This is a genomic window from Streptomyces sp. NBC_00459, from assembly GCF_036013955.1.
Classification (GTDB): domain Bacteria; phylum Actinomycetota; class Actinomycetes; order Streptomycetales; family Streptomycetaceae; genus Streptomyces.
In genome coordinates this window covers 8,523,821-8,535,617 of the sequence record NZ_CP107903.1, presented here as the reverse complement: position 1 = coordinate 8,535,617, position 11,797 = coordinate 8,523,821, and the positions used below count along the sequence as shown (strand labels likewise).

Here is an 11,797-nt window from a genome sequence, read left to right as displayed (position 1 = left end):
CGGAGGACCGCAGGCCATACTAAGGTAAGCATTACCTAACCAAAAGACCCCACTCTCGGCGGACCCCTTCCCACCCCTACTATTAAGGCCTGCCTAACCTAAGGGAGTTATCCGTTGGAGACCGCACGATGACGGGGGGCAGAAGGGTTCGCCCCCTCCTTCTCGTGGCAGTTCTCGGCGCCGTCCTGGTCGGACTGTGTCTTCTGTCACTCGCCCTCGGCGCGGCCAGCATTCCGCCCGATCAGGTGGTGCGGGCGCTGTTCGGTGACGCGCCCAGCCGGTTCGTGGACAACGTCATCTGGTCGGCGCGGGTACCCCGTACGGCACTCGGGCTGGCAGCCGGGGCGGCGCTCGGGCTGTCGGGCGCGCTCATGCAGGCGTTGACGCGCAATCCGCTGGCGGACCCCGGAATTCTCGGAGTGAGCGCCGGTGCCTCGTTCGCGATCGTGGTGGCCGTCGGAGTGCTCGGAATCGGCTCGTTCTACGGATACGTGTGGTTCGCGTTCGCGGGTGCGATGGCCGCCAGCATCCTCGTGTACCTGCTGGGCCGACTCGGGCGCTCCGGCCTCACACCGGTCAAACTCGCGCTCGCCGGCATCGCCGTGACCTCCCTGCTGTCCTCCCTGACCAGCGCGATCGCGCTGACCGACGCCGACGCGCTCGACCGCTACCGCTTCTGGTCGGCCGGTTCGATGGCCGACCAGGACGGCGAGACCGTCCTGCGGATCCTGCCCTTCCTGGCCGTTGGCGCACTGCTGGCCTTCGCCAGTGCGCCGGCCCTCAACAGCATGGCCCTGGGCGACGACGTGGCGGCCTCGCTCGGCCGGCGGCTGGGCCTGGTGCGGCTCCAGGGCGTCACCGCGGTCACCCTGCTGACCGGGGCCGCGGTCGCGGTCATCGGCCCGGTCGTCTTCATCGGGCTCGTCGTGCCCCATGTCGCCCGCGTACTGGCCCAGATGGCGGGGATCGGCCCCGACCAGCGCTGGCTGCTGCCGCTGTCCGCCGTACTCGCACCGAGTCTGCTGCTCGCCGCGGACATCATCGGGCGCCTGGTGGCCCGGCCCATCGAGGTCCAGGCCGGGGTGGTCGTCGCCTTCATCGGCGGGCCGTTCTTCATCGCCCTGGTGCGGCGCCGGAAACTGGCGGAGGTGTGAGCATGACGAATCCCGAGTCCGCCGGTACCGCCGCCGTGTTGACGCCCACTGCCCCTTCCCTCCGCCTGCAGCGCACCTACCGCCTGGCCCTCCCCCCGGTCTCCGGCATCCTCCGGCCCCGCCTGGTCGCGGTCACCGCGCTGCTCGCCGTGGGCACGTTCCTCCTCTTCTGCTGGAGCCTGACGATCGGCGACTACCCGATCGCCTTCACCGACGTCGTCCGCGCGCTGGCCGGCTCCGGCGACCCCGGCACCGTGCTCGTCGTCCAGGAACTGCGGCTGCCGCGCTCCCTGGTGGGGCTGCTGGCCGGGATCGCGTTCGGGATGTCCGGCGGGCTGTTCCAGACCATGACCCGCAATCCGCTGGCCAGCCCCGACATGATCGGCCTCACCCAGGGAGCGGGCACCTTCGTGGTCGCCGGCATCGTCCTGGGCTGGGACGGCGGCCTCGGCACCCAGGCGCTCGGCCTGCTCGGCGCGCTGACCACGGCCCTCGTCGTGTACGCGCTGGCCTGGCGGCGCGGCACCACCGGCTACCGGATCATCCTGGTCGGCATCGGCGTCGCCTGGATCTGTACGAGCGCCACCGACTACCTGGTCGCCCGCGGCGCCCGGTTCCAGGCGCAGGCCGCGCTGGGCTGGCTGGTCGGCAACCTCAACGGCCGTACGTGGTCGGATGTCGGGCCGCTCGCGATCGCCCTGGCCGTCCTGCTGCCGACGGCACTGCTGCTCGGCCGGCTGCTGCGCACGCTCCAGTTGGGCGACGACGTGGCGACCGGCCTCGGCACCCGCGTACAGCCGGTGCGCCTCGCCGTCCTGCTCGCCGGCGTCGGGCTGATCGCCTTCGCGACCGCCGCCGCCGGACCGGTCGCCTTCGTGGCGCTGGCCGCCCCGCAGATCGCCCTGCGCCTCGCGCGCACCGCCTGGCCGCCCACGCTCGCCTCGGGACTGACCGGGGCACTGATGGTCCTGGGCAGCGACCTGATCGCCCGTACGGTCATCTCCGGCACGGAACTGCCGGTCGGAATCGTCACCGGCGTGCTCGGCGCGCCCGTCCTGCTCTGGCTGCTCGTCCGCGCCAACCGCGCGGGTTCAGGAGGCTGATCCCATGTCGACGGACCCCACGATCCCGGCTGACGCCCTGTCGACGGCCAAGGCCACCACGACCACCGAGGACGCCATGCCGGTCGACCCCCTGCCCACCACCGCCGAACCGGCCGCCGACCCGGACCTGAGGGCGACGGGGCTGCGGCTGTCGTACGACAACCGGGTGGTCGTGGACGGCCTCGACCTGGTGGTTCCGCCCGGCCGGATCACGGCCATCGTCGGCGCCAACGCCTGTGGAAAGTCGACGCTGTTGCGCGCCCTGGCCCGGCTGCTCGCGCCTCGCGAGGGTGCCGTCCACCTGGACGGCCGGGCCCTTCAGTCCATTCCCACGAGGGAGTTGGCGCAGCGCCTGGGCATCCTGCCCCAAAGCCCGGTCGCGCCCGAGGGGTTGACGGTCATCGACCTCGTCAACCGGGGCCGGTCGCCGCACCAGACGTGGTGGCGGCAGTGGTCGAAGGCTGACGAACATGCCGTGCACGAGGCTCTCGCCGCGACCGACATGACCGACCTCGCGGACCGCCCGGTGGACGAGCTGTCCGGCGGTCAGCGGCAGCGGGCGTGGATCGCGATGGCGGTCGCCCAGGGCACCCCCGTACTCCTCCTGGACGAGCCGACGACGTATCTCGACCTGGCCCACCAGATCGACGTACTGGACCTGATCACAGACCTCAACCGCCGCGAGAACCGCACTGTCGTCATGGTTCTGCACGACCTCAACCAGGCCTGCCGGTACGCCGATCACGTCGTCGCCATGAAGTCCGGCCGGATCGTGGCGGAGGGCCCGCCGGCGGAGGTCATCACGGAGGAGACGGTGGCGGACGTGTTCGACCTGACGTGCCGCATCACTCTGGACCCGGTCAGCGACACCCCCATGGTGATCCCGGTGGGCCGCCACCACCAGGACGTACGGACGAGGACCGGCGCATGACCTTGAGAACCGAGCGAACCGATGCCCGCACCTGGCCGGTCGAGCGGATGAAGGAGCTCTTCAGCGAGAGCTTCCCGGAGTTCATCACGGCCGACCGGCTGGTGTCGGAGTACATAGGCCGGGTCCGGGAGTGGTTCCCCGCCTGGGACCTCACGCTGGTGGACGAGCGTGAGGTGCCGGTGGCGGCGGGCTGGGGCGTGCCGGTCCACTGGGACGGGTCGGTCGAAGGGCTGCCGACCGGGTACACGGACTCCCTGGTGCGGGCGGTCGAGGGGCGGGAACAGGGTGTGGCACCGGACACGCTGGTGATCTGCGGGGCGGTCGTCACTCCCTCTCTCACGGGCCGCGGACTGGCGGGCGAGACGCTGACAGCACTTCGCCGGGCCGCCCTGGAGTCCGGGCTGACCCGGGTCGTCGCACCGGTCCGCCCGACCACCAAGGCGCGATATCCCCTGACACCGATCGAGACCTTCATGCGCTGGCGCCGCCCGGACGGGACGGCCCTCGACCCATGGATCCGCACGCATGAACGCCTGGGCGCCGAGATCCTGGCCGCGGCCCCGGTCTCCCAGACGATGACCGGCACGGTCGCCCAGTGGGAGAAGTGGACCGGCCTCGCCCTGCCCGAATCCGGTGAGTACGTCGTCCCGGACGGCCTGGGGCTGTTGCGCGTGGACCGTGCCGCCGACGAGGGCGTGTACCAGGAGCCCAACGTCTGGATGCGGCACGTCTGAGCGAGGGCGCGGGGAACCGCGCGACCAGCCACAACGGACGCGCGGACGACGCACCGGCTTCGGCGGAGCGACGAGTCGCCGAGAGAGCGGGGCGCCGCCGTACAGCACCCTGTGGGTCCGGGTCAGACCCGGGCGCCGGCCCGAAGCCCCCACACCACGTTCCGGCGCAGCGGCCCCTCCGGGACGGTCGGGTCGTCGAAGTCCTTGGCCGGGTCGTGGGTCATGCCGAGGCGGCGCATCACCGCCTGGGAGCGGAGGTTGGTGGCCGTCGTGATCGCCAGGACCTCTTCGAGGCCGAGGCCCTTCTCGTCGAAGGCGTGGGCAACCACCGCACGGGCGGCCTCGGTTGCGTAGCCGTGCCCCCATGCGGACCGGGCCAGCCGCCACCCCGCCTCGACCCCGTCGAACGCCATGTCCTCCTCCACCGGGTCCAGCCCCGCGAAGCCGATGAACTCACCGGTGCCCGTGACCTCCACCGCCCACCAGCCCCAGCCCCGTTCGTCGAGGCCGGACTGGAAGTGGGCGGCGGAGGCCTCGCTCTGCTCACGGGTGAGGACGTCTCCGAGGTGCTCGCGGACCTCCGGGTCCGCGTTCATGGCCGCCCAGGGGACGAGGTCGGACGGGCGCCAGGAGCGCAGGACGAGACGTTCGGTTCGCAGGTCTGGCATGGCGCCATCCTGACGTGATCACGCATCCGCGTCGACCGGGAATCCGCCCGCCCGCGCCTCAGGTCACCCTCCGTCAGGGCCGGGCGGTCAGATAGCCACCCATCGTCCGGAAATACTCCGTGGCCGCGATCTCGGCCCCGTCCTCCGTCCGTACCCGCTTCACCAACAGCCCCCGCAGCCGCCCGTTCCGGGCCTCCGTACCCGCGACCACGACGATCCCGTCGCCCTCACGGATGAAGATCCGGCCCGGTGTGCCGCCGTAGCAGCCCTCGGAGACGGCGGCCTCGACGATGCGTATCCGCTGCCCCTTGTGATGGGTGAACGCGTTGGGGTACGGGTCCGACTGGGCGCGGATCAGCCGTTCCAGAGACTCCGCCGGCCAGGTCCAGTCGATACGGCTGTCCTCCAGGGAACGCTTGTGGAAGAAGCTCGCCCGGCTGCGGTCCTGGGGGATCCACTCCGCGCGCCCGGAGGCGATGAGCCCGAGGGACTCGTGGACGACCGGTGTGATCAAGTCCACAGTGCGGTTGAAGAGGTCCGTCACCGTGTCGCGCGCGCCCACCGGGACCGCCCGCTGCAACAGCACGTCACCGGCATCGAGCTCTGCGTTCATCCGGTGGGCGGTGACACCGACCTCCCGTTCACCGTTGATGAGCGCCCAGATCAGCGGGGAGAAGCCCGCGTACGCCGGCAGCAGCGAGTCGTGGATGTTGAGCGTGCCGTGCGCCGGGAGGTCGAATATCTCGGGGGGCAGGACCGTGCGCCAGTTGTTGGCGACGATCAGATCCGGCGCCAACTCCCTTAGCCTGCCCAGGAGTTCGGGATCGTCGGGGCGGTTGCGCAGCAGCACCGGGATGCCGTGCTTCTCGGCGAGGTCGGCCACCGAGTCGTCCCAGATCTTCTCGTACACGTGGTCGCTCTTGGGATGGGTGACCGCCATGACCACCTCATGATCGGAGTCCAGCAGGGCCTGGAGCGTGCGGTGCCCCCAGGTCTGATAGCCGAACATGACGACCCGCATATTCGATCCTTCCGTAGGACACACCATTGCAAGGTAAGGCTAACCTTATTTAATATCAGTGGCGCCTAGGGGAAGGGAAGTTGCGGTGAACGCACTGCACGACGAGCCGGACGCCATCCATGACGTGCTCGGAATCGGATTCGGCCCGTCAAATCTGGCGCTGGCGATAGCCATCGCGGAACACAACGCACAAGCCGCGCCCGAGGAGCGAATCCACGCCGAGTTCCTGGAGCGCCAGCCACGGTTCGGCTGGCACCGCGGCATGCTCATCGACGACGCGACCATGCAGGTGTCCTTTCTCAAGGACCTGGTCACCATGCGCAACCCGACCAGCGACTTCAGCTTCCTGTGCTTCCTGCGGGACCGCGGCCGGCTGGTGGACTTCCTCAACGCGAAGACCCTCTTCCCGCTGCGGATCGAGTTCCACGAGTACTTCGAGTGGGCGGCCGCCCGGATCGCCGACCAGGTGACGTACGACGCCGAGGTCGTCTCCGTGGAGCCCGTGCTGACCGAGGACGGCGAGGTCCGCTGGTTCGACGTCACCAGCCGCGTGCCGGGCGATCCGACGCGTACGGTGGTCCGCCGGGCCCGCAACATCTCGGTGGCCGTCGGCCTCGAACCGCACGTACCGCCGGGCACCGCCCTGTCGGACCGCATCTGGCACAACAGCGAACTGGTCCCCCGCACCCGCGAGTTGACCGGCACGGGTGCCTCGGTGGGCCGCATTCTCGTGCTCGGCGCGGGTCAGAGCGGCGCCGAGGCGGTCGACTACCTGCACCGCTCCTTCCCCGGCACCGAGGTCTGCGCGGTCTTCGCCAAGTACGGCTACACCCCCGCCGACGACAGCCCCTTCGCCAACCGGATCTTCGACCCGGAGGCGGTGGACGTCTACTTCCGGTCCCGGCCGGAGGTGAAGCAGTCCCTGCACGACTACCACCGCAGCACCAACTACTCGGTGGTCGACATGGACCTGATCGAGACGCTGTACGCCACCATGTACCGCGAGAAGGTCCAGGGCAACGAGCGGCTGCGGATGCGCAACGTCTCCCGCATCCGGGACGTCGAGCAGCTGGACGACCGGCTGGACGTCACGGTCGAGTATCTCCCCACCGGAGAACGGGAGGTGCTCTCCTGCGACGTGCTCGTGCACGCCACCGGCTACCGCCCCCGGGACCTCGACACCATGCTGGGCAGAGCCGCCAAGCTCTGCCTCCGGGACGACAACGACGCCGTACGGGTCGGCCGCGACCACCGGGTCGAGGTCACGCCCGAGGTCACCGCCGGCATCTACCTGCAGGGCGCGACCGAGCACACGCACGGTCTCACCTCGACGCTGCTGTCGACGACCGCCGTGCGCTCGGGAGAGATCCTCGACTCCCTGCTCGCCCATCGCACGAGCGAGGCCGTCGTCGGAGCTGGGCAACCGTCTGGAACTTAGAGTAGCCTCACCTAAGTTTTAGGCCTGCCCGGGTGCACGTACACGCCCTCGGGCAGGCTCTACTGGCCCAAACTGTCGTCCGATCCCGGAGGGTTACGGGTGAGTAGTCCTTCACAGCTGTCGGGGCGCGACGTCCTGCGGCAGGCGGTCAGAGGGCAGCGTCGTGACGTCGCCCTCGGCGCGCTCCTCGGCTCCGGCCACCAACTGGGCGAGGTGATGGTGCCGGTCGTGATCGGCCTGGTCATCGACCGCGCCGTCACGGGCTCCGACACCGGCGCCCTGCTGAGCTGGCTCGCCGTCCTCGCCGTCGTCTACGTCGGTCTCGCACTCAGCTGGCGCTTCGGCGCCTGGTCCGCCGACCGGGCCGCCGCCCAGGCCGAACACACCCTCCGCATCACCCTCGTACGCCGGGTCCTGGCCCCCGGGGGCGGCGCGGAGGAGGGTCGGCTGCCCGGGGCCCTCGCCAACATCGCCACCGAGGACGCCAAACGCGTCGGCGCCGTGAGCATGGCCGCCATGGCCGGGATCTCGGCCCTCGCCGGCCTCCTCGTCGGCGCGGTCGTCCTGCTGCGGATGTCCGTCACGCTCGGGCTCGTCGTCCTGCTCGGCACGCCTGTTCTGCTGTGGCTGGGCCATCTGCTGAGCAAGCCGCTGGAGTCGCGCAGCGAGGCCGAGCAGGAGCAGGCCGCGCACGCCTCGGCCGTCGCCGCCGACCTGGTGGCCGGCCTGCGCATCCTCAAGGGCATCGGCGGCGAGTCCACCGCGCTCGCCCGCTACCGCACCACCAGCCGCGACTCCCTCCAGGCCACCCTGAAGGCCGCCCGCGCGCAGGCCTTCCAGAGCGGCATGGTGCTCTCCCTCACCGGCTGTCTGATCGCCGCCGTCGCCCTGGTCGGCGGCCGGCTGGCCGCCCAGGGAGACATCAGTCTCGGCCAGTTGGTGTCGGCCGTCGGGCTCGCCGTCTTCCTCGTCGGCCCGCTGGAGACCCTCGCGTGGGTCAACGCCGAACTCGCCCAGGGCCGGGCCTCGGCCACCCGGATCGCGGAGGTGCTGGCCGCCCCGCACAACATCACCCCGGGCACCGCGACCCTGGCCCGGCCGGTGCGCGGCGCGATCCGCCTGTCCGGTGTCAGCCTCGGCGGGCTCAGGAACCTCGACCTCGACATCGCACCGGGCGAACTGCTGGGCGTGGTCGCGACCGACCCCGCGCACGCCACCGACCTGCTGCGCTGCCTGGCCCGGCAGGCCGACCCGGAGGCGGGCACCGTCGAACTCGACGGCGTCCCCCTGCGGGACCTGGACCCGGCCGAGCTGCGCACCGCGCTGCTGGTCGCCGAGCACGACGCCGACCTCTTCGAGGGCACCGTCCGCGGCAACGTCACGGCAGCCGCGCCCGACCACACCGACCCCGGCCAGGCGATGACCGCGGCCGGTGTCACCCAGGTCGCGCAGACCCTCGCGGACGGCGAGGACACGGCGGTCAGTGAGCGGGGCCGCTCGCTCTCCGGCGGACAGCGTCAACGCGTCGCGCTGGCAAGGGCGTTGGCGGCGGAACGGCCCGTGCTGGTGGTCCACGATCCGACCACCGCGGTCGACACGGTGACCGAGGCCGGCATCGCCACCGGCGTACGGGAGATCCGCAAGGGCCGTACGACGGTGCTGGTGACCAACAGTCCCGCGCTGCTCTCGGTCACCGACCGGGTCGTACTGCTGGAGGACGGACGGGTCACCGACACCGCCTCGCACGCCGACCTGATCCACCGTCACGAGACCTACCGAGCGGCGGTGCTGACATGAGCGACCACGAACTCCCCGACACGAAGCGGGAGTTGCTGCCCACCGCGACACCCCGGCGCACCCGTGCCGCGGTCCGCGAACTGGTCCGCCCACGCCGCCCGCTGGCCCTGGCCGCCTTCGCGGTGATGGTCGCGGCGACCGCTGTCGGGCTGCTCGTCCAGCCGTTGCTGGGCCGCATGGTGGACCTGGTCGCCGAGCACCGCCCGCCCGACGACCTCACCCTCCCCGCCGTCCTCCTGATCCTGGTGGCCGTCGCACAGGGCGCCGCCACCGCGCTCGGGCTGTCCCTGGTCTCCCGGCTCGGGGAGACCGTGCTGGCCCAGTTGCGCGAGCGGTTCGTCGAGCGGGCGCTTCGGCTGCCACTGGAGCAGGTGGAGAAAGCCGGGTCCGGCGACCTCAACGCCCGTGTCACCAGGGACGTCTCGGTGGTCGGCGAGGCGGTGCGCAACGCGCTGCCCGAGCTGGCCCGCTCCCTGCTCGCCATCGTGCTGACCTTCGCCGCGATGGCCGTCCTGGACTGGCGCTTCCTGCTGGCCGCGCTGCTCGCGGTGCCCATCCAGGCGGGGACCGCGCGCTGGTACGTACGCAACGCCGTGCCGCTGTACGCCGAGCAGCGCATCGCCATGGGAGCCCAGCAGCAGCAGTTGCTGGACACCATCTCGGGCGCCGGCACCGTACGGGCGTTCCGGCTGGAGGAGCCGCACACCGAGTCCGTCACCCGGCGCTCCTCCGCCGCGGTCGCGCTGACGATGCGGGGCGTGCGGCTGGTACTCGACTTCTACAACCGGCTGCACCTCGCCGAGTACACCGGCCTCGCCGCGGTCCTGGTCACCGGGTTCCTGCTGGTGCGCGCCGACTCCGTGTCCATCGGTACGGCCACGGCCGCCGCGCTCTACTTCCACAGCCTCTTCGGCCCGGTCAACCAGGCCCTCGCGCTGCTCGACGACGCCCAGTCGGCGACGGCGGCGCTGGCCCGGCTGGTAGGCGTCGCCGACGTCCCGGAGCCCGAGGCCGCTCCCCCGGCGCCCACGGCACAGCGGCGCGAGCCCGGCACGGTCACCGTGACCGGCGTCCACCACGAGTACCTGCCCGGGCGTCCCGTCCTCAGGGACGTCCATCTCACGCTGGCCGCGGGGGAACGGGTCGCGCTGGTCGGGTCGAGCGGCGCGGGCAAGACGACGCTCGCCAAGCTCATCGCGGGCGTGCACGAGCCGACCTCCGGCACGGTTCGGCTGACCGGCGTCTCGACGTCCGCCCACGGCCTGCCGGTTGCCCTGGTCACCCAGGAGACGCACGTCTTCGCGGGCCCGCTCGCCGACGACCTGCGTCTCGCGCGCGCCGAGGCCACGGACGAGGACCTGCGCACGGCCCTCACCGAAGTGGGCGCGCTGGCCTGGGTGTCGGCCCTGCCCGAGGGCCTGGCCACCGTCGTCGGCGAGGGCGGGCACCGGCTCACCGCCGCCCAGGTCCAGCAACTCGCCCTGGCCCGGCTGGTGTTGGCGGATCCGCCGGTCGCCGTGCTGGACGAGGCCACGGCCGAGGCCGGCAGCACCGGCGCGCGGCTGCTGGAGAAGGCTGCCGACCGGGCGATCGACAACCGCACCGCGCTCGTGGTCGCCCACCGTCTCACCCAGGCCGCCGACGCGGACCGGATCGTCGTCATGGACGGCGGCCGGATCGTGGAGAGCGGCACCCATGACGAGCTGTGCGCGGCTGCCGGCACCTACGCCCTGCTCTGGCAGGCATGGTCCGGCACCCGTATGCCGGCCGAGAAGCCCCCCACGCGTCCCAGCACCGACACAACCACCACCATGAAGGACCACTGATGCTCGGCTCTCCCAGAGGCACTCGGCTCGCCGCGGCGCTCACCTCCGTACTGCTCCTCTTCGGCACCGCCACCGCCTGCGGCTCCGACGACGACTCCGGCACGGCGGGCCCCGCCGCCGACGCCTCCGCCAACTCCGCCTTCCCGGTGACCCTTTCGCACAAGTACGGCAGCACGACGATCAAGTCCGAGCCGAAGCGGATCGTCACGGTCGGTCTGACCGACCAGGACGCCGTCCTCGCGCTGGGCAAGGTGCCGGTCGGCACGACCGAGTGGCTGGGCGGCTACAAGGGCGCGATCGGCCCGTGGGCGGCGGACAAGCTGGGCAGCGCGGCGGCGCCGACAGTCCTGAAGGACACCGGCACGGGCCCGCAGACCGAGAAGATCGCCGCGCTCCGGCCGGACCTGATCCTCGCGGTCTACGGCGGTCTGACGAAGGCGCAGTACGACACGCTGTCGAAGTTCGCCCCGGTGGTGGCCCAGCCGAAGGAGTACAACGACTACGGCGTGCCGTGGCAGAACCAGACCGAGATCATCGGCAAGGCGCTCGGCCAGGAGGCCAAGGCGAAGGAACTGGTCACCGGCGTGGAGGCCGACTTCAAGAAGGCGGCGACCGAGCACCCCGAGTTCGCCGGCGCCACCGCCGTGATGGCGACCCCGTACGAGGGCACCTTCGTCTACGGCAGCCAGGACTCGCGCTCACGCGTCCTCACGGACCTCGGTTTCAAGCTGCCCACCGACCTGGACAAGGTCATCGGTGACGAGTTCGGGGCCAACATCAGCAAGGAGCGCACCGATCTCCTGAACACGGACGCGATCGTGTGGATCGTCTCCGACACCACCAAGGACAAGGCGACGCTGCGCAAGGACCCCCTCTACGCGGACCTGAAGGTGGCGAAGGAGGACCGCGAGGTCTTCGTCAAGGAGAGCAGCGACTACGGCAACTCGGTGTCCTTCGTGTCGGTGCTGAGCCTTCCCTACATGCTGGAGCGGCTGGTCCCGCAGCTGTCGGCGGCGGTCGACGGCAAGACGGCCACGAAGGTGACCGAACCGACGAGCTGACGGCCGGTCATACGACAGTGGCCCGACCGGAGTTCCGGTCGGGCCACCGTCAGTCGCTGCTAGC

The 11,797-nt window shown here is 71.3% G+C and carries 10 protein-coding genes; 8 read left to right on the top strand and 2 right to left on the bottom strand.

Going from position 1 to position 11,797, the window contains the following annotated elements; all coding sequences use genetic code 11:
* Positions 1-128 precede the first annotated feature (128 nt).
* From OHN74_RS37605 to OHN74_RS37590, 4 genes are all read left to right on the top strand, one after another.
* Positions 129-1,154 (top strand): FecCD family ABC transporter permease, encoded by a 1,026-nt coding sequence (locus OHN74_RS37605; RefSeq protein WP_327699029.1) that lies wholly within the window; start codon positions 129-131, stop codon positions 1,152-1,154.
* Between the two features lie 2 nt (positions 1,155-1,156).
* Positions 1,157-2,257: a FecCD family ABC transporter permease gene (locus tag OHN74_RS37600; RefSeq protein WP_327699028.1), complete on the top strand. Its 1,101-nt coding sequence runs from the start codon at positions 1,157-1,159 to the stop codon at positions 2,255-2,257.
* 76 nt (positions 2,258-2,333) lie between these two features.
* Positions 2,334-3,188 (top strand): ABC transporter ATP-binding protein, encoded by an 855-nt coding sequence (locus OHN74_RS37595; protein ID WP_327700406.1) that lies wholly within the window; start codon positions 2,334-2,336, stop codon positions 3,186-3,188.
* On the top strand, positions 3,185-3,922 hold the full coding sequence (locus OHN74_RS37590) for a hypothetical protein (protein WP_327699027.1): 738 nt from the start codon (positions 3,185-3,187) through the stop codon (positions 3,920-3,922). Before OHN74_RS37595 ends, OHN74_RS37590 begins: the two co-directional genes overlap by 4 nt.
* A 122-nt stretch (positions 3,923-4,044) precedes the next feature.
* On the opposite strand, the gene OHN74_RS37585 is transcribed toward OHN74_RS37590, so the two are convergent.
* Both OHN74_RS37585 and OHN74_RS37580 read right to left on the bottom strand, forming a co-directional pair.
* Complete coding sequence (locus OHN74_RS37585; protein WP_327699026.1) at positions 4,045-4,590, bottom strand: GNAT family N-acetyltransferase; 546 nt, start codon at positions 4,588-4,590, stop codon at positions 4,045-4,047.
* Between the two features lie 73 nt (positions 4,591-4,663).
* A complete protein-coding gene (locus tag OHN74_RS37580) occupies positions 4,664-5,611 on the bottom strand; it encodes a methionyl-tRNA formyltransferase (protein WP_327699025.1) in 948 nt (315 codons plus the stop codon).
* A gap of 85 nt (positions 5,612-5,696) precedes the next feature.
* On the opposite strand from OHN74_RS37580, the gene OHN74_RS37575 reads away from it, so the two are divergent.
* From OHN74_RS37575 to OHN74_RS37560, 4 genes are all read left to right on the top strand, one after another.
* Entirely contained in the window at positions 5,697-7,049 is a 1,353-nt protein-coding gene (locus tag OHN74_RS37575; RefSeq protein ID WP_327699024.1) for a lysine N(6)-hydroxylase/L-ornithine N(5)-oxygenase family protein, read from the top strand.
* A 99-nt stretch (positions 7,050-7,148) separates the two neighbouring features.
* Positions 7,149-8,846: an ABC transporter ATP-binding protein gene (locus OHN74_RS37570; protein ID WP_327699023.1), complete on the top strand. Its 1,698-nt coding sequence runs from the start codon at positions 7,149-7,151 to the stop codon at positions 8,844-8,846.
* Positions 8,843-10,672 carry an ABC transporter ATP-binding protein gene (locus OHN74_RS37565; protein WP_327699022.1) on the top strand — a complete coding sequence of 610 codons (1,830 nt, stop codon included), beginning with the start codon at positions 8,843-8,845 and terminating at the stop codon, positions 10,670-10,672. The genes OHN74_RS37570 and OHN74_RS37565 overlap by 4 nt, the downstream gene beginning before the upstream one ends.
* Positions 10,672-11,733: an iron-siderophore ABC transporter substrate-binding protein gene (locus tag OHN74_RS37560; protein ID WP_327699021.1), complete on the top strand. Its 1,062-nt coding sequence runs from the start codon at positions 10,672-10,674 to the stop codon at positions 11,731-11,733. The genes OHN74_RS37565 and OHN74_RS37560 overlap by 1 nt, the downstream gene beginning before the upstream one ends.
* The last annotated feature ends 64 nt before the right edge of the window (positions 11,734-11,797 follow it).